This is a genomic window from Devosia sp. P1_H9, from assembly GCF_056405135.1.
Genome location: NZ_JBFUCQ010000014.1, coordinates 26,816 through 50,677, shown reverse-complemented (window position 1 = coordinate 50,677; position 23,862 = coordinate 26,816). Strand labels below are relative to the sequence as shown.

Annotated in this window: 24 protein-coding genes; 6 read left to right on the top strand and 18 right to left on the bottom strand. The window is 64.7% G+C overall.

Translation table 11 applies throughout. From position 1 onward, the window contains the following. Window positions 1-112 precede the first annotated feature (112 nt). Window positions 113-1,099 carry a DUF808 domain-containing protein gene (locus tag AC1DYL_RS20695; RefSeq protein ID WP_477174607.1) on the top strand — a complete coding sequence of 329 codons (987 nt, stop codon included), beginning with the start codon at window positions 113-115 and terminating at the stop codon, window positions 1,097-1,099. A 54-nt stretch (window positions 1,100-1,153) separates the two neighbouring features. On the opposite strand, the gene AC1DYL_RS20690 is transcribed toward AC1DYL_RS20695, so the two are convergent. Both AC1DYL_RS20690 and AC1DYL_RS20685 read right to left on the bottom strand, forming a co-directional pair. Beyond that, window positions 1,154-2,299, bottom strand: a complete 1,146-nt coding sequence (locus AC1DYL_RS20690) for an epoxide hydrolase family protein (protein WP_477174606.1) — start codon at window positions 2,297-2,299, stop codon at window positions 1,154-1,156. 66 nt (window positions 2,300-2,365) lie between these two features. Continuing rightward, window positions 2,366-3,061, bottom strand: a complete 696-nt coding sequence (locus AC1DYL_RS20685; protein WP_477174605.1) for a helix-turn-helix domain-containing protein — start codon at window positions 3,059-3,061, stop codon at window positions 2,366-2,368. Between the two features lie 116 nt (window positions 3,062-3,177). Here AC1DYL_RS20685 and AC1DYL_RS20680 point away from each other — a divergent pair, with 116 nt between their 5' ends. Further along, a complete protein-coding gene (locus AC1DYL_RS20680; protein ID WP_477174604.1) occupies window positions 3,178-3,789 on the top strand; it encodes a LysE family translocator in 612 nt (203 codons plus the stop codon). Here AC1DYL_RS20680 and AC1DYL_RS20675 read toward each other — a convergent pair. From AC1DYL_RS20675 to AC1DYL_RS20650, 6 genes are all read right to left on the bottom strand, one after another. Beyond that, complete coding sequence (locus tag AC1DYL_RS20675; protein WP_477174603.1) at window positions 3,786-4,406, bottom strand: PilZ domain-containing protein; 621 nt, start codon at window positions 4,404-4,406, stop codon at window positions 3,786-3,788. The two genes, AC1DYL_RS20680 and AC1DYL_RS20675, sit on opposite strands and share 4 nt — an antisense overlap. Window positions 4,407-4,550: 144 nt before the next feature. Further along, window positions 4,551-5,237: a PilZ domain-containing protein gene (locus AC1DYL_RS20670; protein WP_477174602.1), complete on the bottom strand. Its 687-nt coding sequence runs from the start codon at window positions 5,235-5,237 to the stop codon at window positions 4,551-4,553. Window positions 5,238-5,427: 190 nt separating this feature from the next. Then, window positions 5,428-6,957, bottom strand: a complete 1,530-nt coding sequence (locus tag AC1DYL_RS20665; protein WP_477174601.1) for an ABC-F family ATP-binding cassette domain-containing protein — start codon at window positions 6,955-6,957, stop codon at window positions 5,428-5,430. Window positions 6,958-7,229: 272 nt separating this feature from the next. Next, entirely contained in the window at window positions 7,230-7,403 is a 174-nt protein-coding gene (locus AC1DYL_RS20660; protein ID WP_477149470.1) for a hypothetical protein, read from the bottom strand. 159 nt (window positions 7,404-7,562) lie between these two features. Then, window positions 7,563-7,889, bottom strand: a complete 327-nt coding sequence (locus tag AC1DYL_RS20655; protein ID WP_477149471.1) for a hypothetical protein — start codon at window positions 7,887-7,889, stop codon at window positions 7,563-7,565. A 102-nt stretch (window positions 7,890-7,991) separates the two neighbouring features. Next, a complete protein-coding gene (locus AC1DYL_RS20650) occupies window positions 7,992-8,432 on the bottom strand; it encodes a hypothetical protein (protein WP_477149472.1) in 441 nt (146 codons plus the stop codon). A gap of 397 nt (window positions 8,433-8,829) precedes the next feature. Here AC1DYL_RS20650 and parE point away from each other — a divergent pair, with 397 nt between their 5' ends. The 3 genes from parE (at window position 8,830) to AC1DYL_RS20635 (ending at window position 13,802) form a co-directional block, all read left to right on the top strand. After that, window positions 8,830-10,866 (top strand): DNA topoisomerase IV subunit B, encoded by a 2,037-nt coding sequence (gene parE / locus AC1DYL_RS20645; RefSeq protein WP_477174600.1) that lies wholly within the window; start codon window positions 8,830-8,832, stop codon window positions 10,864-10,866. A 314-nt stretch (window positions 10,867-11,180) separates the two neighbouring features. Beyond that, window positions 11,181-12,617, top strand: a complete 1,437-nt coding sequence (locus AC1DYL_RS20640) for a DEAD/DEAH box helicase (protein ID WP_477174634.1) — start codon at window positions 11,181-11,183, stop codon at window positions 12,615-12,617. Window positions 12,618-12,749: 132 nt separating this feature from the next. Beyond that, window positions 12,750-13,802, top strand: coding sequence for a GGDEF domain-containing protein (locus tag AC1DYL_RS20635; RefSeq protein WP_477149474.1), 1,053 nt, complete (start codon window positions 12,750-12,752; stop codon window positions 13,800-13,802). On the opposite strand, the gene AC1DYL_RS20630 is transcribed toward AC1DYL_RS20635, so the two are convergent. From AC1DYL_RS20630 to AC1DYL_RS20585, 10 genes are all read right to left on the bottom strand, one after another. After that, window positions 13,799-15,076: a 3-phosphoshikimate 1-carboxyvinyltransferase gene (locus AC1DYL_RS20630; RefSeq protein WP_477174599.1), complete on the bottom strand. Its 1,278-nt coding sequence runs from the start codon at window positions 15,074-15,076 to the stop codon at window positions 13,799-13,801. The genes AC1DYL_RS20635 and AC1DYL_RS20630 overlap by 4 nt on opposite strands. Window positions 15,077-15,236: 160 nt before the next feature. Further along, a complete protein-coding gene (locus AC1DYL_RS20625) occupies window positions 15,237-15,617 on the bottom strand; it encodes a HesB/IscA family protein (protein ID WP_477149476.1) in 381 nt (126 codons plus the stop codon). 53 nt (window positions 15,618-15,670) lie between these two features. Next, window positions 15,671-16,093, bottom strand: a complete 423-nt coding sequence (locus AC1DYL_RS20620) for an SUF system Fe-S cluster assembly protein (protein WP_477174598.1) — start codon at window positions 16,091-16,093, stop codon at window positions 15,671-15,673. 9 nt (window positions 16,094-16,102) lie between these two features. Continuing rightward, entirely contained in the window at window positions 16,103-17,323 is a 1,221-nt protein-coding gene (locus AC1DYL_RS20615) for a cysteine desulfurase (protein ID WP_477174597.1), read from the bottom strand. A 10-nt stretch (window positions 17,324-17,333) separates the two neighbouring features. Beyond that, entirely contained in the window at window positions 17,334-18,536 is a 1,203-nt protein-coding gene (gene sufD / locus AC1DYL_RS20610) for a Fe-S cluster assembly protein SufD (RefSeq protein ID WP_477174596.1), read from the bottom strand. Window positions 18,537-18,548: 12 nt separating this feature from the next. Then, the gene (gene sufC, locus AC1DYL_RS20605) at window positions 18,549-19,298 is read right to left on the bottom strand and encodes a Fe-S cluster assembly ATPase SufC (RefSeq protein WP_477174633.1); all 750 of its coding nucleotides are present in this window, start codon (window positions 19,296-19,298) and stop codon (window positions 18,549-18,551) included. An 8-nt stretch (window positions 19,299-19,306) separates the two neighbouring features. After that, on the bottom strand, window positions 19,307-19,822 hold the full coding sequence (locus AC1DYL_RS20600; protein ID WP_477149480.1) for a cupin domain-containing protein: 516 nt from the start codon (window positions 19,820-19,822) through the stop codon (window positions 19,307-19,309). Continuing rightward, on the bottom strand, window positions 19,819-20,142 hold the full coding sequence (locus tag AC1DYL_RS20595; RefSeq protein ID WP_477149481.1) for a hypothetical protein: 324 nt from the start codon (window positions 20,140-20,142) through the stop codon (window positions 19,819-19,821). Before AC1DYL_RS20595 ends, AC1DYL_RS20600 begins: the two co-directional genes overlap by 4 nt. Further along, window positions 20,142-21,641: a Fe-S cluster assembly protein SufB gene (gene sufB / locus AC1DYL_RS20590; RefSeq protein ID WP_477149482.1), complete on the bottom strand. Its 1,500-nt coding sequence runs from the start codon at window positions 21,639-21,641 to the stop codon at window positions 20,142-20,144. The genes AC1DYL_RS20595 and sufB overlap by 1 nt, the downstream gene beginning before the upstream one ends. 10 nt (window positions 21,642-21,651) lie before the next feature. Then, the gene (locus AC1DYL_RS20585) at window positions 21,652-22,803 is read right to left on the bottom strand and encodes a cysteine desulfurase family protein (protein WP_477174595.1); all 1,152 of its coding nucleotides are present in this window, start codon (window positions 22,801-22,803) and stop codon (window positions 21,652-21,654) included. Between the two features lie 301 nt (window positions 22,804-23,104). Between AC1DYL_RS20585 and AC1DYL_RS20580 the strand changes: the two genes are divergently transcribed. Then, complete coding sequence (locus AC1DYL_RS20580) at window positions 23,105-23,767, top strand: alpha/beta hydrolase (RefSeq protein ID WP_055049272.1); 663 nt, start codon at window positions 23,105-23,107, stop codon at window positions 23,765-23,767. Window positions 23,768-23,862 lie beyond the last annotated feature (95 nt).

Below are 23,862 nucleotides of genomic sequence, written 5' to 3'. Positions count from 1 at the left end.
CTCCTTGTGAGTGGCCGGCAGCTTTAGCGCTGTCGCCGCGTTGATGACAGCCCCACCTGTTTGCTCGGCGCTCGGGGGCTGGCATGCTGAACGCCAACAACGGGGATTCGACATGAGTATCGGCCTGCTCGGACTGCTCGACGACGTGACGGCGCTGGCCAAGGTGGCGGCGGCCTCGATCGACGACGTCGCCGGACAGGCCGCCAAGGCGGGACTGAAGGCCGCCGGAGCGGTGATCGACGATACGGCGGTGACGCCCAACTACGTCACCGGGTTCGAGGCCAATCGCGAGTTGCCGATCGTATGGAAGATCGCCGTCGGCTCGGTCCGCAACAAGCTGCTGATCCTGCTTCCCGCGGCGCTGGCACTGAGCTTCTTCGCACCCTGGCTCATCACCCCGCTGCTGATGATCGGCGGCGCCTATCTTTGCTACGAAGGCGCCGAGAAGGTCTACGAGGCGGTGTTTCCGCACGAAGCCCACGCGCTCGAGGCCGACCTGGAGCAGCCTGCTAACGAGCCAAGATCGCTGGAGAACGAGCGCGTAGCCGGCGCCATCCAGACCGATTTCATCCTCTCGGCCGAGATCATGACCATTGCGCTGGCCGCGCTGCCGGACATGCCGTTCTGGGAGCAGGCGCTGGTCCTCGCCGTCGTCGGCATCGGCATCACGCTGCTGGTCTATGGCGCGGTGGCGCTGATCGTCAAAGCCGACGATATCGGCCTCGCCCTGGCCCGGAAGGGCCTGACGCGCGGCGGCCGGGCCTTCGGCCGCGGCATTCTTGTTGCCATGCCGTGGATCATGCAGTTCCTCAGCGTCGTCGGCACCGCGGCGATGATCTGGGTGGGCGGCGGCATCGTCGTCCACGGCCTCGCCGGCTTCGGCCTCGACCAGCTCGACCATCTGATCGAGGCGATCGCCCATGGCGCTGCAGGCCTGCTGCCGGCCTTTGCCGAACTAGCGACGGAACTGGCCGTCATCGTCGCCGACCTCGTTTTCGGCCTGCTGCTAGGGCTGGCGCTCATCCCGGTCGCCAGTTTCGCCATCGCGCCTGCATGGAAGGCGATCCGCGGCATCTTCCGCCGCCAGCCTTCCGCCTGATCGAGACGAGCAAAGGGGCCCAGCTGGGCCCCTTTCTACTCCAGGGATGGCGGCTCAGCGGATGTCGCCGAAGAACCCGCGCACGTCGCCCACCCACACATCCGGCACTTCCAGCACCGCATAGTGCCCGCCGACGTCGAACTCGTTCCAACGGACGATCGTGTTGCTGGTCTCGCCATAGCGACGGATCGGCACTTCATCGTAGCCGAACACTGCGACACCGGTCGGTACGCCCGAGTTCGCCTTGGGCGACCAAGCCTCCGGATCATGCGCGTTCTCGTAGTACAGCCGGATCGACGAGGCGGCGGTGCCGGTGAACCAGTAGATCATGAAGTTGGTGAGGAACTTGTCCAGCGGCACCGCATCCACCCGGTCGCCGAAGCTGGTGAACAGCTCACTGATCCAGGCGAGCAGCCCCGCCGGCGAGTCCGAGATGCCGTAGGCCAGCGACTGCGGGCGGCTCGACTGCATCACGTTGAAGCCGAAGTGCTCGGCCATGAAGCGTTGCACCCGCTGCAGCCGTACCTTCTCGCCGTCGGTGAAGGTCGCGATCTCTTCCGGCGAAACCGGGCCGAACGGGATGAAGCCCATCGTCGCTGCGTTGAGATGCACGCCGATCACCCGCTCCGGCGCCAGCCGGCCGATCTCGGGCCCGATGATGGCACCGGCGTCGCCGCCCTGCACGCCGAAGCGCTGGTAGCCGAGCCGATCCATCAGCTCGACGAAGGCCTTGCCGATGCGGACGTTGTTCCAGCCGGCCTCGCGGGTCGGGCCGGAGAAACCGAAGCCGGGCAGCGACGGCACCACAACGTCGAATGCGTCCTCGGCCTTGCCACCGTGGGCAACCGGATCGGTCAGCGGCCCGATCACGTCGAGGAACTCGACCACCGAACCCGGCCAGCCGTGGATCAGCAGCAGCGGCGTGGGGTTCTTCTCAGCCGACTTCACATGGATGAAGTGGACGTTCTGCCCGTCGATCTCGGTGGTGAACTGGGGCAGCTTGTTGATCCCGGCCTCGGCCTTGCGCCAGTCGAAGCCGTTGAGCAGCCGGTCGACGGCACCGCGGACATAGGCGTTGGTGGGGCCGGCGGCCCAGCTGCCGTCGACTTCGCTTGGCAGCACGGTGCGGGCGAGGCGGTCCTGGACATCCTGCAGCTGAGCGGCGGAAACGTCGATCTTGAAGGGGGTGATGGTGGCCATTTCGGGTACTCCGTTTCGGGGGTTAGCGGTGAAGACACCCCCTTCGTACCCAACCCCCATCCGCGACTATTGGAAGTTTCCGACAACCTCGCTCGGGGTGGCGCGGATGATCTCCTTGGGGGTCTGCCCCATGATCACCTTCAGCGAATTGATCATGTGCGCCTGATCGGAAAAACCAAGCGCCAGAGCCACGTCCACCGCCGGCCGCCCCATCTGCAGCATCGACACCGCCTTCTGCGCCCGCTGCACCAGTGTGAAGTGCTTGTAGGTCAGCCCGGTGGTGCGGAGGAAATGCCGCTGCAGCGTGCGCTCGGTCATCGCCTTGGGCTGGCCCTCGACCACCGAGGCGACCAGTTCGTTGCTGTCGACGATGCCATCCCGCACCAGCCGTTCGACGAACACATCGGCGTTCTCGAAGGTCGGGATCTCCCGCACGTCAGTGCCGATCCAGAAGCCGCCGTTGCCGAACTTCTCGAGCATCACGCCTTCGTCGCGCATCACGTCGCCGGGCATCAGTGGCATGAAGCTGTGCGGCTTGAACGAGATCACCAGTTGCTCGTCGCCCGCCTCGTGCTCGTAGACCACCGGCTGGGTGGTGAGCCCGGTGCGCAGCACCATCGTCTCGTCGCCGCGCTTGATGATGGCGATATCCCAGCAGCCATCGGGCTGCATCAGCGTCGTCCCGGTCGTATCGAAACGTACGGAGCTGATGCTCTCGACGAAGGGCGAGTCGACCGGCCGGCTTTGCACGATGCGCTTCATGGAACGGAGCCTAGCAGCGACACGCCGGGATGCCAAATCACCTGCCCCGTCAACCCTCTGGCACTCTTCGCCGACATGGCTATGCTGCCGCCAGCCTTGCTGGTCCGGAGCCCGCCATGACGCCCGAATTCCTCATCACCACGCTGGTCATCGTCGCCTCGCCGGGGACCGGCGTGCTGTATACGCTAGCTGCGGGCCTTACGCGCGGCGCGCGTGCCAGCATCCTCGCGGCACTCGCGTGCACGCTGGGGATCATCCCGCACATGGCCGCGGCGATCACCGGGCTCGCCGCCCTGCTTCACACCAGCGCACTGGCCTTCGAGATCGTCAAATACCTCGGCGTCGCCTACCTGCTCTACATGGCCTGGGCGACGCTTAGGGAGAAAGGCGCTCTCAGCGTCGACACCGAGGCGGCGCCGAAATCAGTGCGCCAGGTGTTGGTCTCGGGCATCCTGATCAACATCCTCAATCCGAAGCTGTCGATCTTCTTTTTTGCCTTCCTGCCCCAGTTCGTGCGGACGGACTCGCCCGACGCCCTGCCCCAGATGCTGGAATTGAGCGCGGTGTTCATGGCAGCCACCTTCGTGATCTTCGCCATCTACGGCGTGTTCGCCGCCGCGGTGCGCCAGCACATCGTCACCCGCCCGCGCGTCCTCACCTGGATGCGTCGCAGCTTCGCCGCCGCTTTTGTGGCGCTGGGGGCCAAACTGGCGCTGACCGAGCGCTAGGCGCCGGCGGACAGGTGCAGGCGCTCCTCGAGGCCCTCGGGGTCCTGCTCGCTGAGGAACTGCACGGCGAAGCCGACCTCCAGCCAACGCACGACACGCGCCACCACCCGGCCCACTGCCAGGGGCGTGCCGAGATCGGGCTGCACGTCCGCTGACAGCGCTGCGCCCGAGCGCGACATGTCGATGATCAGGCAGGGCAAGCGGCTGCCATCGCCGAAGAGGATTGTCGAGCGCGGGTCGCGCGGCATCAGGCGCCGATGTGCCCGCTTGTCAGCCACGCCCTGGAACACCTTCTTCTTGTACCAGCCGATGCGCTTGACCAGCAGGTCGCGCTCGTCGGGGTTAGCCTCGATCGCCATCGAGAATCCGCCGTCGATCAGCCGGGCGACACGGCCCCTGACGGTTCCGAAGGGTTCGAAATTGGCAGAAAGCTCTTCGCCGGGAGCACCAAGTACTGGGGCCGACGCGACCATCAACTGTGGCGAAATGCTCTGCAGTCGGCAGGCGAAGACCTGGACGCGATGGGTGCGATTCTTGCGGCTGGCGAGCAGATAGCGGCCCATCAGCGCGCCGATGAATCGTACATCGCTGGACCGCGGGGAGGCATCCTGCCTCATTGCGAGCTTCCTGGCTGGCGTTAGATGTAATCGTTATCATCACGCTAGCGTGAAAGCCTGAATGCCCCGTTGCCTCCTACCGGCAATCCCTAGGGGCTCCACTAAGAATACGGTTACCATACGAGCCGCGAGGGCGGCCGGACGCTACTCTTTCAGCGCGAGCTTCTCGCCGGCAAGGAGGCGATGATCGCTGGTCGTCAAGGTGAGCAGTCCCTCGAGTTGGCTGATGGACTGCAGTTCGGCGAACTGCACGGCGAAGCCGGCCTCGATGTGCCGGACGACGCGACCGGGAACGGCCCCAACCCCGGCAAGGGACCCCACCGGCGGCAGCACGTCGGCCGAGACCGCCACGCCCGATTGCGACATGTCGATGATGAAGCACTCGAGCCGCTTGCCACCGCCCAGCACCAGGCTGGCACGGGTCTCTCGCGGCAGCACCCGCCTGTGGCCACGGCGGTCGCTCACCGTCTTGAGCGTCCGACGCTTCAGCCAGTCAATCCGCGCCCCGAGCGTCACCTGTTCCTGCTCTGTACAATCGAAGGCCACAGCAAATCCCCCGTCGAGGATGCGACTGATCCGCCCATGGAGAATTCCGAGACCTTGCAAGGTCATGGTCAGTGCATCGCCGGGGGCACCGGCGACCGGAGCATTAAGGACGGCTTCGTGCGGCGAGATGCTGCGTGAACGGCAGGCGAACACCTTGACCGCTCCGGGCGTCTGCGCGCGGCTCGCGAGCACGTAGCTACCCATCACGTCGCCGATGAAGCGCACGTCCTTGCGGCTGGCCGGGCTGGGGCTGCGTGAGATCCCGTCTTGTTTCGTCTGAGCCATAGCCGGACAATCCCGCGTGTCGTCGTACGCAAGTTTGCATACGCAGCTATGAATCAGACCTTACCTCCTGTGCGGACGCGCAGTATTTCGGCGGGGCAACTAATGACATCGCACCAAAAAGAACAGCCAACTCTCGTCGAGTGGATTTAAGTGGCCCCCGCCATAGGTAGTTTATACTACGACCAAGCGACTACCTTTCATCCACCTCCAGCATCATCGCCTCGAAGAACGCCTCCGGTCCCTCGACTTCCTTGAGTCGCTTGCCGTCGATCTGCAGGTATCTCGTCCCGACGTTCCTGACGAAGCTGCGATCGTGAGACACCAATACAGCGGTCGCTTCGTGCGCCAGGATCTCACCTTCGAGTGCCTCGCGACCCGCGATATCGACGTGGTTCGTCGGCTCGTCCATCAGGTAGAAGTTCGGTTCCGTCAGCCGCAGGGCCAGCAGCCCGAGCCGGGCGCGCTGCCCGAAGCTCAGCTGGCCGATCGGCCGCGTCTGCTTCTCGATGACGAAACCGGTCGCGGCGAGGAGGCTTCGCACGCGCGCGTCCGGCTGCTTGAAGGTGACCGAGATGAAGCTATCCGGCGTCTCCTTCACCGGCAGTTGCGACATGTCCTGGTCGGTGTAGCCGAGCACTAGCGACGGCGTCACCCGGATGCCCGGCACGCCTTCCTGATCGGTCATGGCGCGGTGGATCAGCTTCACCAGCTGCGACTTGCCGGTGCCGTTTTTGCCCAGCAGCACAATGCGATCGCCCTGGAAGATGTGGAGCTTGTCGATCTTGAACAGCCCCTGCCCCGCGGGCGTCGTCACGGTAACGTTCTCGATCGCCACCAGGAGCTTGGCATGGGTGCCCCGGTTGGCGAGCTTGATCTCGCCCGAGCGCTCGCGATGCGCCGGACGCACCGCCTCCTCGATCTTCGCCGCCCGCTCCCTGAGCTGCTTGGTTTTCACCACAAGCAGGTCGCTGCCTGAGTTGATGCCGATATTGTTGAGCTTGGCCGCCTGCTTCCTGAGCTTGCCCGCCTCCTTCAGGTCACGCTCGTTCTGCGCCTCTTGCGACGCATCCTCGCGCTCGATCTCCCGGCGCGCCGCAGAGTAGGCGAGCGGCAGGTAGCGGGAGGTTCCGGGTCTCAGGAACAGCGTGCGGTTGGTCACCGCGTCGAGGAAATCGCGGTCGTGGCTCGCAATGATCAGCGGTAGGTTGCGCGCCTCGCGGTTCAGCCAGGTCTCGAGCCGGAACAGCTTTGACAGATCGAGATGGTTGGTGGGCTCGTCCATTAGGAGCGCATCGGGATCAGTCACCCACACCCGTGCGATCAGCATCAGCCGCTGCCAGCCGCCGCTGAGCGCCGAGACCAACCGGTCACGCAACTCATACGGCGTCTCGAGCCCGTCGAGTGCCACATCGGCACGCCAGGCATCGGAATCGCGATCCGCTTCCGGCAAGGCGCCCAGCACGGCGTCGCGCATCGTCAGCGACATCAGCTCGGCCGGCACGTCCTGCTCAACATAGCCGATCCTCAGGCCACGCGAACGCACGACCTCGCCGGTCGTCGGCTCGGCCAGCCCGGTGATGACCCGCAGCAGCGAAGTCTTGCCCAAACCGTTGCCGGCGACGAGCCCGACGCGATCGCCATCGGCGACAACGAGGCTCAGGTCGTGGAACAGCGGATCGGTGGCAGTGATGGAGAGGTTCTTGAGGCTGATCGAGCCCATTTTCGTCTCTTCTGGATATCGGGGCGCATATGCGCCGGTGCCGTCAATGGCTCACGCAGGAAGCGGAGCCGGCTTGGGCAGACCAGAATGGTGAGACGACGAAGACGTCCGGACCCGTTCGGCCAGCCCTGCAACTAAAGCTGCAGGGCCGAAACAGGGCCGCGACTGCGGTGCTGGTCATGACGATAGCCCACGCGACCCTCCTTGGTTGGCATTGCGGACGAGGCGTTTAGAGCATCAGGCAGGATTGAAGGTCAAGTGCCAGCTCCCGCTCACGCCAGATAGAACAGCGCGGCAATGGCGGTGAGCATCAGCGGGCGAGGCAACGCAAGATGGGCAAGCCGGTACGCAAAACTATTAAACCCGGCCTGCTGCCATCCGCTGTCGCGTGGCGCCCGAAAACCGGTCTCAAGGTACGCGAGACCGCTCTTGGCTTGGGCGCGCATACGGCTACTCCAGACACGAAAACCGTATGTGAAATTTATAGTCGTGAGCGCTTAAGAAAGTGCTTCGAAGAAACGAACGAAGTCTAAACGGAGTGCTCCAAAACAACGCGTCCGGCCCATTGTACGGTACCGGACGCTCTGGATTCACTGAGATTTCGATCAGCTGCGGCGGAGCCGCTCGCGATCGAGGATAGCACCCGTGCAGGTCGATACCCTGAGCAGATAGACCCAGCCGCCACGGGTCGCCCGTACCTGGATGCGGCGGTTATTGGCGACGTTGAGCGAGATGTTGCTGTAGCCCTGGTCGCGGACGGCGTTGCGGATCTGCCGGTCGGTTAGCTCCAGGCAGAGCAGCGGCCGGCGAAAGCCGAAACCGTCGGTGCCGAAGCCGAACTGGAACTGCATGCTCTGCGCCTGCACGGGGAGTGCCGAAGCGCTGAGCGCCAGACCGAGCACGGCGGCGCGGATAAGCGTGGTGGCTTTCATAACGTTCTCCTTTGCGGCTCCCGAAACAAAAAAATCCCGGCCTTGTGGGGCCGGGACCTGGCGGGAGCGCGAGGGAGGATCCGGCTCCCGCCGGTAGGTGGCTCAGTAGCCCATGCTTCCGCCGCCAAAGTTGAACTGCAGCCCGACGCCAGGGCGATCCTCGCGGTCGTAGCCTCGGTCACGGCGCACCCGATCGATGTCGATCACGCGGCCTGTGCAGCGGTTGATGGTCAGGATGAAGGCCCTGCGGCCAAACTCGGCATAGACCTTCACCCGCACGCCACGGCGATCGAGGAAGCGGATGTCTTCGAAACCGTTGCGGCGCAGGCCGCGACGGATCTCATTGTTGGTCAGGCATTCACGCTTGAACTTCCGGCCATCGCGGAGTCCGAAGGCGAAGTCGGAGCCTCCACCATTGATGCCGAAGCTGAAGCTGAACGACTGAGCCTGGACCGGCAGCGCCGTGACCGTGGCGGCGCCCAGCGTCAGAGCCACGATCGCGGCACGTCCGGACTTCAGCACGGTGTTGAGCATCGTTGTCATTTTTAGTCTCCTTGCGAGTCGCTACAGGTGCCAGGTCCACTAGCGTGCCACGACCCTAAACGTTGCATTCTTAACCAATGCGGTATCGCCCGTTCATCCTCCGTTCATGTTGCAGGCAACACGGCGGCGGAATCCCGAGTGATATCAGGCGCAAACGTTGTGAGATTGCCGAACCCCCTGCCCGGACACTGCCTACCGGCCCCAGCAACGCGCTCCGCAATCTCGAGCGGTGGATTAGCCTCCCGCCGTTGAACGCTCGCGGAACCGTGCATTCACTTGCCGTTCACGACCGGTTGACAGGGGCCGCGGGGCGCCCTACCTCCCGCTTAACCCACCCTAAGCGGCAAGTATGCTAGAGCTTGTGAGGCGCTTGATTCGCGCCTCGGACGGAGATTTCATGGCGGCGATCGAAGACCTTTTTGGCCCTGAGGACGAGCCCCCTGCTCCGCAGCGCGCGAGCGCGCCCACGCCGCCAAAAGCGTCCGCCCCTGCCTCGCCGCCGCCCAGCGTCGCCCACGCCGCCTCCTACTCCGCCGCCGACATCGAAGTGCTCGAAGGGCTGGAGCCGGTACGCCGCCGCCCCGGCATGTATATCGGCGGCACCGACGCCAACGCGCTGCACCACCTGTTCGCCGAAGTCATCGACAACTCGATGGACGAGGCTATTGCGGGTCACGCTAGCCGCATCGAGGTGCACTTCGGCGAAGACGGGTTCCTGACCGTCACCGACAACGGCCGCGGCATCCCGGTCGAGAACCACCCGAAATTCCCGGGCGTGTCGACCCTCGAGATCGTCATGACGCGGCTGCATGCCGGCGGCAAGTTCGACGGCAAGGCCTACGAGACCTCGGGCGGCCTGCACGGCGTTGGCGTTTCCGTGGTGAATGCGCTGTCCGACAGCCTCGTCACCGAGGTGGCGCGCGACCAGATGCTCTACCGCATCGCGTTTTCGCGCGGCAAACCGCTCGGCGGCGTCGAAACCGTGGGCAAGGTGCAGAACCGGCGCGGCACCACGCAGCGCTTCCACCCCGATCCGGAGATCTTCGGCGAGCACAAGTTCTCCGCTGCCCGCCTGTTCAAGATGACGCGCTCGAAGGCCTACCTGTTCGGTGGCGTCGAGATCCGCTGGACCTGTGACGAGAGCCTCGCCACTTCGGATGTGCCGGCCAAGGCCACCTTCCACTTCCCGGGCGGCTTGCGCGATTTCCTCGGCAACCGCATCGAGGGCGAGCCGCGCATCGCCGAGGACATTTTTTCGGGCACCATCGGCAAGCCCGGCACGCACGGCGCGGTCGAGTGGGCGGTCGCCTGGTGCCTCGGCGACGGCTTCGTCAATTCCTACTGCAACACCGTGCCGACCGGCGATGGCGGCACGCATGAGCAGGGCCTGCGCGTCGCCCTGCTCCGGGGCTTGCGCAACTACGCCGAGCTCAGCGGCAACAAGCGCGCCGCGCAGCTGACCGCCGAGGACGTACTGGTGCAGTGCTCGGCCATGCTCTCGGTATTCGTTCGCGAACCCGAGTTCGTTGGCCAGACCAAGGACAAGCTGAGTTCGCCCGAGGCCACCCGCATCGTAGATACCGCCCTCCGCGACCCATTCGACCACTGGCTCGCGGCCTCGCCCAACCAGGCAAGCAAGCTGCTCGACTGGGCCATCGAGCGTGCCGAGGAACGGCTGCGGCGCAAGAAGGAAAAGGAAGTCGACCGCCAGTCGGCAACCCGCAAACTCCGCCTGCCCGGCAAGCTGGCCGACTGCACGCAGTCAGCCGCCCAGGGCGCCGAGATCTTCATCGTCGAGGGCGACTCGGCCGGTGGCAGCGCCAAGTCGGCGCGCGACCGCAAGAGCCAGGCGATCCTGCCGTTGCGCGGCAAGATCCTCAACGTCGCCGGCGCCACCCGCGACAAGATACAGGCCAGCCAGGCTATCGCCGACCTGATCCAGGCGCTCGGCTGCGGTACCCGCGAGCGCTATCGCGAGGACGAGCTGCGCTACGACAAGGTCATCCTGATGACCGACGCCGACGTCGATGGCGCCCACATCGCATCGCTGCTGATGACGTTCTTCTTCCAGGAGATGCCCAAGCTCATCGAGGGCGGGCACCTCTATCTGGCGATGCCGCCGCTGTTCCGCATCAGCTCCGGCCCGAAGGTCGCCTACGCGATGAACGACGCGCACCGCGACCAGCTGCTGGCCACCGAGTTCAAGGGCAAGAAGCCGGACATCACCCGCTTCAAGGGCCTCGGCGAGATGCCCTACGTGCACCTGCGCGAGACGACCATGGACAAGAACAGCCGCACGCTCCTGCAGGTCCGCATCCGCCAGGACCTCGAGGATACCCGCGCCGCTGTCGATCGCCTGATGGGCAATCGCCCCGAAGCGCGGTTCGACTTCATCCAGGAAAACGCCGCATTCGTGACTGACCTGGACATCTAGCCAGTTCGTTCCCATCTAGCCGTTACCGCGGCAACCCCCGCGACCTATTGGCGCCGCGATTAATCACGCGGGCGCAAATCCCGTTGACTCGCAAGGGGTTTCCACTATGTTCCGGGCGCGTCGCGCGCAGCCCCGGACAGGGCGGAGTCCGGATTGGTTGCTGCAAGGCGAAGCCTGATTATCCGGCTTGTTCTTTGCGACAATTCGTCGACCCGCACCTCCTCAAGTAGCTGCCCGTCGATCTGCCTTTCCTACTTGAGCGGACCACTGATTTGGCAAATGACTTTACCGGGCTCGGCCTCAGCGCCAAGGTGATGGATGCGGTTGCCGCCTCCGGTTACACCAAGCCCACCGATATCCAGGCGCAGGCCATCCCGCATGTTCTTCAGAAGAAGGACATCATCGGCATCGCCCAGACCGGCACCGGCAAGACCGCATCATTCGTGCTGCCGATGCTGACGTTGCTGGAAAGCGGCCGTGCCCGCGCCCGCATGCCCCGCACCCTCATTCTCGAACCGACGCGCGAACTCGCGGCGCAGGTGCACGAGAATTTCGAGAAGTACGGCAAGAACCACAAGCTCAACGTCGCGCTGCTGATCGGCGGCGTCTCGTTCGAGGACCAGAACAAGAAGCTCGACCGCGGCGCCGACGTGCTGATCGCCACGCCCGGCCGCATGCTCGACCAGTTCGAGCGCGGCAGGATCCTCCTCACCGGTGTCGATATCCTCGTCATCGACGAGGCCGACCGCATGCTGGACATGGGCTTCATCCCCGATATCGAGCGCATCTGCGGCCTGCTCCCGGCGCGCCGGCAGACGCTGTTCTTCTCGGCCACCATGCCGCCGGAGATCCAGCGGCTCACCAGCCGGTTCCTGCGCGACCCGATCAAGATCGAAGTGGCGCGGCAGAACTCTACCGCCGAGACCATCGAACAGCGCGTCGTCCGCGTTTCGGGCAAGCCCGAGGAAAAGCGCGACGCGCTGCGTCGGCTGATCCGCGGCGAAGAGAACCTCAAGAACGCGATCATCTTCTGCAATCGCAAGCGCGATGTGGCGACCCTCGCCCGCTCGCTCGAGCGCCACGGCTTCTCGGCCGGTGGCCTCCACGGCGACATGGACCAGAAGAGCCGCATGGAGACGCTCGACAGCTTCAAGACCGATAAGCTGAAGCTGCTGATCGCCAGCGACGTGGCGGCCCGTGGCCTCGATATCCCGGCGGTGAGCCACGTGTTCAACTTCGACGTGCCGACCCATGCCGAAGACTATGTGCACCGCATCGGGCGCACCGGTCGTGCCGGTCGCTCAGGCGTTGCAATCACGCTGGCGACCCCGTCGGACGGCAAGTACATCGACGCCATCACCAAGCTGATCGCCAAGGACATTCCCGAAGTGAAGCTGGGCGGAGCGCCGGTCGAGCGCGCCGCGCCTCCGGCCGCCGAGGAAGGCACCGAGCCGCGTGCTCCACGCAGTGGTCGTGGCCGCCGCGGGGGCCGCGCACGTGAGAACGAGGCAGTGCCGGCCGAAGCCGCGCCGCAGGAGAACCGCGAGCCGCGTGGCCAGCATACGGAGCGCTCGCGCCGCCCGGCGCACAACGACGCGCCCCGCAGCGAGGCTCCGCGTGCCGAGCACAACCGCGGCAACGGCGCCGAGAAACCGGGTCGCGCACCGCGCAACGACCACGTGGAGGGGATCGTTGCCGATTCGCCGTTCGGTTCGGATGGCCCGATTCCGGCGTTTCTGCTCCGGAAATAGGCCCGATCAACAGACTTCGTCTGCCGATCTGCGTAGAATACCTAGCGGCCGAAGTGTTTTTACGCGCCGTTAATCCTGAAAGACAGACAATGGCGCCCGAACTACCGGCGTCGACCGGTGCTTGGGGGAACGGTGTCAGAGCAGGAATTCAGACGCGCTCTCGGTTACGCGAATTCGGCGATCGACCTGCTGAAGCGCGCGACGATTCCACCGTACCCGCAGTTCTATGAGCTGCTCTATACTTATGCGACCGGCATCAACCCGGCGCTAAACGCCCGCATCAACGCCATTTTCCGTGATGGCCACGCCAACGCCGACATCGCGGAGCGTCTCTACAACGAGTTCCTCAAGGCGCAGGACGCCGACGCACGGATCTCCAGCGTCTCCGAGCGCATGTCGCACCGCATCGTCGCCATCCATGACGCGATCGATACCGCCATGACCACCGCCAACGCCTACTCTGCAACGCTGCAGGTGGCCGGCGGCGACCTTGGCGCGGACCAGCTCGACGGTGTCCGGCTGCGCGAACTGGCTAACACACTGCTGGCGGAAACCCGCCGCATGCAGGACGCCAACAACCTGCTCGAGATGAACCTCGCCGCCTCGCGCGACGACATCGAGGCACTCCAGCGCGACCTCGACGACGTGCGCCGCGAGGCCCTGCTCGACCCGCTGACCAAAGTCTATAATCGCAAGGCGTTCGACGATGGCCTGCTGCGTGCAATCGGCCGGGCACAGGAGAGCGGCGACCACCTGTGCCTGATGCTGATCGACATCGACCACTTCAAGCGCTTCAACGATACGTGGGGCCACCAGACCGGCGATCAGGTCCTACGGCTGGTAGCCATGACGCTCAAATCGAACATAAAGGGCAAGGACATCGCCGCCCGTTACGGCGGCGAGGAGTTCGCCGCTGTGCTGCCGGATACCGATCTTGAAGGCGCGATGATCCTCGCCGACAACATCCGCAAGGCAATCCAGGCCAAGGAACTGCTGAAGCGCTCGACCAACGAGAAGCTCGGCCGGGTCACGGCGTCGTTCGGCGTCGCGCTGTACCGGCCCGAAGACACGCCCTCGAGCCTGATCGAGCGCGCCGACCGCTGCCTCTACGCTGCCAAGCACCGCGGCCGCAATCTGGTGGTGGGTGAGAACGACCTCAAGGACGACGATATCGTCGCTGCCTAGGCCGTCTCCACCCCGAGCGAACGCAGCGCGTCCCAATAGCCCGGGTAGGTCTTCCCCACGCAGTCCGGGTCGAGAATCGAGATCCCGCCGATCTTCAGTGCCGCGAGCGCGAAGCTCATGGCAATGCGGTGATCCTCATACGTCTCGATGTTGGTGCGGGCGTTGCGGTGCTTCAGCTCGATGAGCCGCGGGTCGGACGACACCACCAGGTCATCGCCTTCTTCATGCGCCAGCCCTGGCCGGATCCGGTTGAGCTCGGTCGAGAGCGCCGAGATGCGGTCGCACTCCTTGACCCGGAGATTGGCGATGCCGATGAAGCGCACCGGTGTCTCGTTGAACGCCGCGAGCACGGCGAGGGTCGGTACCGCGTCCTGCATCTGCGAGCCGTCGATCACCGCCGGCATGCGGGGGAACATGCGGATCAGCTTCGCAGCCTCGGCGTCGGGCTGGGTGAACGCGTCCATCGGCACGCCGAGGTCGATCTTGCCGCCCGTCAGCGCTTCGGCGGCCCAGAGGTAGGTTGCCGCCGATGCGTCGGGCTCGATGTGAAAGTCCGTTGCCTGGTAGCCGGTGGGCTGGACCTTCCACGTCATCTCATCAACCTGCTCGACGCTGGCGCCGAACGCCCGCATCGCCGCGAGCGTCAAGTTCACGTAGCCTCGCGCATCGAGATCCTTGCCGGTCAGTGCCACCTCGATCGGACCTTCGCCGAATGGCGCCGCCATCAACAGCGCCGAGACGTACTGGCTGGAGAGGCCGCCATCGATCTCGACGCGACCGCTGCCGAACGAACCGGTGCCGTTGATCAGCACCGGCGGGCAGCCGGTCTCACTGGTGGCGTCGATGCCGAGGGAGCGGAGCGCGACGAGCAGCGGCTCGATCGGGCGCTTGCGCATGGCGTCGTCGCCGTCCACCACCACCCTGCCCTCGACCAGCGATACGGCAGCCGTCAGAAAGCGCGTGGCGGTGCCGGCATTGCCCAGCACCAGCGGTTCGGTCGGCGCCTTCAGCGTGCCATCGCTGGTGACGACGAAGTTGGTCGCATCCGGCTCCTCGACGCTGACGCCCATCTGGATAAGCGCCTTGGCCATCAGCGCCGTATCCTTGCTCTTCAGCGCCCCGGTGAGCCGGCTTGTCCCCTTCGCGAGCGCCGCCAGCAGCAGCGCGCGATTGGTGATCGACTTCGACCCCGGCGGCGTGACGCGGCCGGCGAGCGGATGGTCAGGCGGAATGATGGTCAAAGCCTCGGGCTTTGAGGAAGCGGCGGCGGTCAATGGTGGACTCCGTCAAACAGGCGGCCGTGGCCGCACTCACTCCGGCTGCGCCGGACACATCGATATCCTGGATGGCCCGGTCCTTTGCCGGGGTGAGGTTGAAGCAAGCGGGATGGATGTAGCGCAACGCTAGTGGCGTGCCAAGCCCGGTCGCTCCGGATCAGGCGTGCTGCCGGGCCTCAGCCAATGCCTTCAGATCCGCAGGCTTCAGCTGCACGCTCTCGCCGCAGCCGCATTCGCCGGTCTGGTTCGGGTTCTTGAAGGTGAAGCCGGACTTGAGGATGTCTTCCTCGAAGTCCATCACGGTGCCGAGCAGGAACAGCGTCGCCTTAGGCTCGACGAACACATGGACACCCTTGTCCTCGATGTGGTCGTCGCCCTTCACCGGCTCCGAGACATAGGCGAGCGTGTAGGACTGCCCGGCGCAGCCGGCATCCTTGATGCCGACGCGCACGCCCATCACCGGCGTGGCGCTGTCCTCGATGATCTCGTTGATGCGCTCGACGGCAGCATCGGTGAGGCTCATGATCTTCAAAGGCATCGGCTGCAGACCTTCATCGTAACAAGACGATATATAGACCTAACGCGTGAACTTTACCACCAGTTCAGTGCGACCTGCGCTTCCTCGCTCATGCGCGAGGCGTCCCATGGCGGATCGTAGACCATGTTGACGGTGACGTCCTGGATGCCCTCGACCGAGCGCGCCGCGTTCTCCACCCACCCCGGCATTTCGCCGGCCACTGGACAGCCTGGTGCGGTCAGCGTCATGTCGATGGTGAGGTTGCGGTCGTCATCGAGGTCGACCTTGTAGATCAGGCCCAGTTCGTAGATGTCGACCGGGATTTCCGGGTCGTAGACCGTCTTCAGCACCCCGATGAGGTCCTTGGTGATCCGCTCCACGTCCTCAGCGGGCAGTGACGCCGCGATAGTCGGCGAGATTCGCAGCGGCTCCTCCGCTGCCACCTCGACGGTGGGAGCAGCGGTATCGGGAACCAGTTCGTTCGCTTCGTCAGACATATCCAACCCTTACGCGAAAAAGCTTCGCGCCTTTTCGATGCCCTCGACCAAAGCGTCGATATCATCCTTGCCGGTATATAGGCCGAAGGAGGCCCGGCAGGTAGAGGTGACCCCAAACCTTTGCAGCAGCGGCATGGCGCAGTGCGTGCCGGCGCGCACCGCGATGCCGTAACGGTCGAGAATCGTCGAGACGTCGTGCGCGTGGGCGCCTTTGACCTCGAACGAGAAGATACCGCCTTTGCCCGGCGCAGTGCCGATCAGGCGCAGCGAATTGATCCGCTGCAGACGTTCCATCGCGTAACCGGTAAGTTCCGCTTCGTGCTCCTGCGCCGCCTCACGGCCGATCCCCTCGACATAGTCGATGGCGGCGCCGAGCCCGATCGCTTGCACGATCGGCGGCGTGCCGGCCTCGAAGCGGTGCGGCGGCTCGTTGTAAGTGACGGTGTCGCGGGTCACCACGTCGATCATCTCGCCACCGCCCTGGTAGGGCTGCATGTCGGCGAGCAGGTCATAGCGCCCGTACAGCACGCCGATACCGGTCGGGCCGTAGAGCTTGTGGCCGGTGAACACATAGAAATCGGCGCCCAGGTCCTGCACGTCCACCTTGAGGTGCACCGCACCCTGGCTGCCGTCGATCAGCACCGGGATCTTCCGCGCATGGGCAATCTCGATGATCTGCTTGATCGGCGTCACCGTGCCCAGCACGTTCGACATATGCGTGATCGCCACCATCCGCGTCTTCGGCGACAGGGCCGCCTCGAACGCATCAAGATCGAAGCTGCCGTCGTCGCGCACGTCCACCCACTTCAGCACCGCGCCCTTGCGCTCGCGATGGAAATGCCACGGCACGACGTTGGAGTGGTGCTCCATGATCGAGAGCACGATCTCGTCGCCCTCGCCGATCCGCGGACCGAGGAAGGACGCCGCGACCAGGTTGATCGCCTCGGTGGCCGAGCGGGTGAAGATGATCTCCTCGGGCCGCTTGGCATTGAGGAACCGCCGCACCGCTTCGCGCCCGCCCTCGTAGGCCTCCGTGGCCCGGTTGGCGAGCGTGTGGAGGCCGCGGTGGACGTTGGCATAGGCGTGCCTATGTGCCCAATCCATCCGGTCGAGCACCTGGTTCGGCTTCTGCGCCGACGCGCCGCTGTCGAGATAGACCAGCCGGTTCCCGTGGATCTTCTCGTCGAGGATCGGAAAATCGGCGCGGATCTGGGCGAGATCGAAGCTCATGTGCAAACCACTAGCCTCTTGCCAGCCAGTCCTCGATCACGGTCGTCAGCGCCTCGTTCAACGCCTCGTCCTCGATCGGGTCGATCAGTTCGGCGAGGAAAGCCCGAACCAGCATGGTCTCGGCGTCGGCCTTCGCGATGCCGCGGCTCACCAGGTAGAACAGCGACTCGTCGTCGAGCCGGCCACAGGTCGAGCCGTGGCCGCAGACCACGTCGTCGGCATAGATCTCGAGCTCGGGCTTGGTGAGTATCTCGGCTTCGTCCGAGAGCATCAGCCCCTGGCTCATCAGCTTGGCATCGGTCTTCTGCGCGTCGCGCGCCACCACCAGCCGGCCCTGCACCACCGCCTTCGACCGCCCACGGGCGATCGACTTGAACAACGGCTTGGACGAGGTGTGCGGCACGGCGTGCAGTGCATCCATGGTGATGTCGCTGTGCTGCCCGTCGCTGACGAGGTTGAGCCCGGTGACATCGGCGTGCGCTCCGGCGCCTTCGTAGCGCGGGAACAGCTGCGTACGGCTCAGCGCGCCGCCGGCGTTGATGATCAGGGTGCGCAACTGCGCGCCCTCGGCGAGGTGATACTCGTTCGAGGCAAAGTGCGTCGCAGTCTTGGCCGCGAGGTTCACCGTGATGTGGGTGACCTTGGCGTTCTTGCCCAGCGCCAGGTAGGTGGCGTGGTTCCCGAGGTGGGCTTCATCGCTGCCCGAATAGGTCTCGAGGATCACCGCGCTGCCGCCATCGGCAACGAAGATCTTCGCGGCGCTGGTCGAGTGACCGGCCGCGCCTTCGGTGCGACGGTCGATCTGGATCACCGGATCGACGGAACCGTCGAGATCGAGCGTCAGGCACTCCTTGGTCAGCGCCATATTGAGACGCGTAACCACATCGTCACGGGTATCGAGCACGCCACCCGCCGCCTTGCCGACAATGACGCCGGCCGGCGCCGTGCCGGTCTCCTGCACCACACCATTGGCGATCATCAGCTGATAGGCACCGGCAACGCGCAGCGCCGGAGCACTCGCCTCGGTGGCAGCACCCGCCAGTTCGGGAACCGAGCGCAGCAACTGCTTCAGGTCGGTATAGTGATAGGCCTCGACGCGGCGCGTTGGGAGGCCCGCACCGGTCAGGCGCTCGGCCTCCGCGACCGCACCGGCGGCCGTGAGCTGGTCGATGAGCTTCAGTTCAGCCGGCCCAAGCCGGACGGGGACATGCATGGTCATCGGTCCTTACGCTGCCGCTTCGTCGAAGCCGGCGTAGCCCTTGGCTTCGAGTTCCAGCGCCAGCTCCTTGCCGCCGCTCTCGACCACCTTGCCGTCCGAAAACACGTGCACGACATCAGGCACGATGTGGTTCAGCAGCCGCTGATAGTGGGTGATTACCAGCATCGAGCGGTCCGGCGAACGGAGCGTATTGACGCCCTCGGAGACCACCTTGAGCGCGTCGATATCGAGGCCGGAATCGGTCTCGTCGAGGATGCACATCTTGGGCTTCAGCAGCGCCATCTGCAGGATCTCGGCGCGCTTCTTCTCGCCGCCCGAGAATCCGACGTTGAGGGCGCGCTTCAGCATGTCGCTGTCGATGTGCAGCGATGCGCCGGCTTCCTTCACTGCGCGCATGAAGTCTGGGGTGGAGAGCTCGCCTTCGCCATTGGCCTTGCGCTTGGCGTTCAGCGCCGCCTTGAGGAAGGTCATGGTCGCGACGCCCGGAATCTCGATCGGGTACTGGAATGCAAGGAACAGCCCGGCCGTGGCACGATCCGACGGCTCCATCTCGAGGATGTTCACGCCATCGAGCAGCACTTCGCCACCGGTGACCTCATAGTCCTCCTTGCCCGCCAGCACATAGCTGAGCGTCGACTTGCCCGAGCCGTTGCGCCCCATGATCGCGTGCACTTCGCCCTTGGGGACGACGAGATTCACGCCTTTGAGGATCTCGCGTTCCTCGATGCGGACGGTGAGGTCGCGGATTTCGAGCATGGGGGTGGTCATTTCTCTGTGCCTTCTGCGCCGGGTTCGCCGTCCCAATAGTCGAGGCCATTGCCCAGACGATCGAGGTGGCGGACGGTGGACTTGTCGTAGGGGTTGCGGGTGGAGCGGCTGAACACGCCGAACTTGCCCGAGTCAGGGTATTCGCAGACGTCTGCGATCGACATCGTCGAGATGCCGTAATAGCGGAGCGGGCCCGAGCCCGTATTGATGATCTGGTGCGCCGTCTCGTGCCCGCCGGCCGGGGCGCCGAGCACATCGCCAGCCTTGATCGGATAGCTGTCCGGACCGAACCGATACGTGCCCTCGCCTTCGAGGATGATGAACATCTCATCCTCGACGTGATGGTTGTGGAACGGGCAGGCCGACTTGCCAGCCGGCACCTCGGTATAGCTGATCCCGAGGTCACGGACCCCGATCATCGGCCCGATCCGGGCGTCGGACGCCTCGTAGAGAGAACCCTTCACCTCGTGATTGAGGTCGAGATCGGCAATGTTCACGATCGGCCTGCTCACGACTGGCGCCCCATATCTTGGCTGGGTCTCTGGCGCACCCTGCCCGACTTGTAGTCGTCCACGGTGTGGTTCTTGTCGCCCTTCTGATAGGCGAGCGTCAGGAACGCCGTCATGCCGATCGACGACAGCACGATCAGGATGATGAAGCCGATCATCGGCTGCCGGAACGCGAACGAGGCGACGACCAGCCCGATGGCGCCCAGCACCATTGAGCCCACGAACGACCAGACCACCAGCCAGCCCTCACGGCTGACCGGACCCATCCGATTGGCGTTGACCTCGGTGACCGGAAACCGGCGCGCGAACCAGTACTTGGCCATCAGCCGACGCTGCCCTCGAGCGAGATCGAGATCAGCTTCTGCGTCTCGACCATGAACTCCATCGGCAGGTGCTGCAGCACGTCGCGGACGAACCCGTTGACGATCAGCGCCACAGCTTCCTCTTCCGAGAGGCCGCGCTGCTGGCAGTAGAACATCTGATCGTCCGAGATCTTCGACGTCGTCGCTTCGTGCTCGAACACCGCCGTGGCGTTGCGACTCTCGATGTAGGGCACGGTGTGTGCGCCGCACTTGTCGCCGATCAGCAGGCTGTCGCACTGCGTGAAGTTACGAGCGCCCTTGGCTTTGGCGTGAGCCGAAACCTGCCCGCGATACGTGTTGTCCGAGAAGCCCGCCGCGATGCCCTTGGAGATGATCCGGCTCGTGGTGTTCTTGCCCAAATGCAGCATCTTGGTGCCGCTATCGACCTGCTGATAGCCGTTGGAGATGGCGATCGAGTAGAACTCGCCCGACGAGTTGTCACCGCGCAGGATGCAGCTCGGGTACTTCCAGGTGATCGCCGAGCCGGTTTCGACCTGCGTCCAGCTGATCTTCGAGCGGTCGCCGCGGCAATCGCCGCGCTTGGTGACGAAGTTGTAGACGCCGCCCTTGCCGTTCTTGTCGCCAGGGAACCAGTTCTGCACCGTCGAGTACTTGATCTCGGCGTCGGCGAGCGCGACGAGCTCGACCACCGCCGCATGCAGCTGGTGTTCGTTGCGGGCCGGTGCCGTGCAGCCTTCGAGGTACGAAACGTAAGCGCCCTCGTCGGCGATCAGCAGGGTGCGCTCGAACTGGCCGGTCTTGGCTTCGTTGATGCGGAAATAGGTCGAGAGCTCCATCGGGCAGCGGACGCCCTTGGGGATGTAGCAGAACGAGCCGTCGGTGAAGACGGCGGAGTTCAGCGTCGCGTAGTAATTGTCGGACACCGGCACGACGGAGCCTAGGTACTGCTTCACCAGGTCCGGGTACTCGCGGATCGCCTCCGAGATCGAGCAGAAGATGATGCCCATCTTCTCGAGCTCGGCGCGGAATGTCGTGCCGACCGAAACGGAGTCGATCACGGCGTCCACGGCAACCTTCGGCTGCTCGATGCCCGCGAGAAGCTCACGCTCCTTCAGCGGCACGCCGAGCTTCTCGTACATCTCGAGCAGCGCCGGATCGATCTCGTCGAGGCTCTTGGGCCGGTTCGAGCTCTTGGGCGCCGCGTAGTAGTACATGTCCTGGAAGTCGATCTTGGGGTAGTGCACCTTGGCCCAGGTCGGCTCGTCCATGGTCAGCCAACGCTTGTAGGCGTCGAGCCGCCACTCCAGCATCCACTCCGGCTCGCCCTTCTTGGCCGAGATGAAGCGGATGGTGTCCTCGTTGAGGCCCTTGGGCGCCTTGTCGACTTCGATGTCGGTTTCGAACCCGTACTTGTACTTGTCGACATCGAGCGCGAGCACCTTCTCGACGGTGTCTCCCTCGATCTCTTCCTTCAAAGTCGGGATATCGTAACGGGCCATTGTCTTCTTCCTATGCTGCGACGCGGCGGGACTTGTGACGCCCAACCACTTCGCCAAAACCTCTGAGATAAGCCTCGACGTCCTCGATCGTGGAGGACCAGCCGAAACTCACCCGCATTGCGCACTCACTCAACTCGGCCGGCACGCCCATCGCAGCCAGCACATGGCTCGGGCCGACCTTCCCGGAGGAGCAGGCGGAACCCGACGAGACGGCAAGACCCAGGAGGTCGAGCCCCATCATCGCCACCGCATTCTTCAGCCCCGGCACCGCGAAATTCGTCACGTTGCCGATCCGGTCGGCCTTCTCACCGAAGACAACGAGGTCGGGCGCAATCAGTCGCATCCCATCCTCAGCGGTCCGCACCAACTCGCTCACGTTCGCTGCATAGAAGCGTTCGGCGAACACTTCAGCCGCTGCGCCGAAACCTGCGATCGCCGCGGCCGACTCTGTGCCGCCCCGACGTCCGCTTTCCTGGCCGCCGCCCGGGATCAACCGGACCTGGTCGGCGTGACCCTTCATCAGCAACGCGCCGATCCCAGCCGAAGCGCCGATCTTGTGGCCGCTCACTGCCATCATATCGGGTGCGCGGGAGCTGAATTCGAGCCCCACCTTGCCAAACCCCTGCACCGCATCGACAAAAAGGTAATGCGGGCTCGGGCCCACCAGCACCTCGATACGATCGACCGGCTGGATCACGCCGGTCTCGTTGTTGACGAGGTGCACTGCGACCAGCACGCGCATCCCGACGAGGTCCGCAGCAGCCAGCGCCGCCGCGATCTCCTCGACCTTGATCACTCCATCGGCATCGAGACCGATCTTTTTCACCGGCAGGCCAGTCGCCTCAGCGGCCTTCAGGACCGCCGCATGTTCGCCTTCCGACACCACGATGGCGTCGACGTTGAATGCCTTGGCGCCGCCGACGATCGCTTGGGTGATGGCTTCGGTGGCTGATCCGGTGAACACCACCTGGTCGCGCTCGGCCCGGGCGAGCCGAGCAACCTGTGCGCGAGCCTTGTCGATCACGGCGCGGAGCGCCCTGCCCTGAGCATGCACGGATGAGGGGTTGCCGACGAGGTCCAGCGCACCAATATGGGCGGCACGCGCCTCCGGCAGAAGCGGCGCCGACGCATTGTGATCGAGATAGATCGACTGTCGCGTCATGAACCCAAGGCTCGCCTGATCTGTTCCGAATGCAGGCTGCGACGCCGAGGCGCTCGCAGGAGCCCGAAACAATTCTTGAAATCGGGCGCTCACTTTCTCTACAAGGAGCGCTCACTAGCAACCGGAAGCGGTTGGAACACCAACTGCCGCCTGCGAAAACCCAGTTTAGAATTATTCGAAACTGGACTTTTCGACCCATGTTTTAGGGAGCGGCGCACCATTCGTCAAGCCGAGAGACCGGCCCGGGCGCGAGCATCAGCTATGCGCCTTAGTGTCCGGCGGGGCCCAAGGAAACGACGTTATGCCAGAAGTCATCTTCAACGGACCTGAGGGCCGCCTCGAAGGCCGCTACCAGCAGGGCAAAGACCCCAACGCCCCGATCGCCATCGTGCTGCATCCGCATCCGCAGTTCGGCGGCACGATGAACAATCAGATCGTCTACAACCTGTTCTACATGTTCGCGCAGCGCGGCTTTTCGGTACTGCGGTTTAATTCGCGCGGCGTCGGCCGCTCGCAGGGCCTGTTTGATCACGGCATCGGCGAACTCAGCGATGCCGCAGCGGCACTCGACTGGCTGCAGAGCCTCAACCGCGAGTCGCGCGGCTGCTGGATCGCCGGCTTCTCGTTCGGCGCCTGGATCGGCATGCAGTTGCTGATGCGCCGTCCGGAGGTCGAAGGCTTCATCTCGGTGAGCCCGCCGGAAAACCTCTACGACTTCTCGTTCCTCGCCCCCTGCCCGTCCTCGGGCCTGATCATCCACGGCGACAAGGATCGTGTCGCGCCGCCGCAATCGGTGCAGAAGCTGGTCGACAAGCTGAAGACGCAGAAGGGTATCACCATCGAGCAGCAGCAGGTCGAAGGCGCCAACCATTTCTACGAAGGCAAGATCGACGAACTCACCGAACGCTGCGCCGACTATCTTGACCGGCGCCGCGCGGAAATCGCGGCGGGCAAGGGGCGCTAGCCATACGCCCCGGACCTCCTCCTTCGGAAGGCTCGGGATGAGGTCCTCATGGGGGTTGCGTACCCCCATGACGAGCCGGTCGATCAGATAGGGCA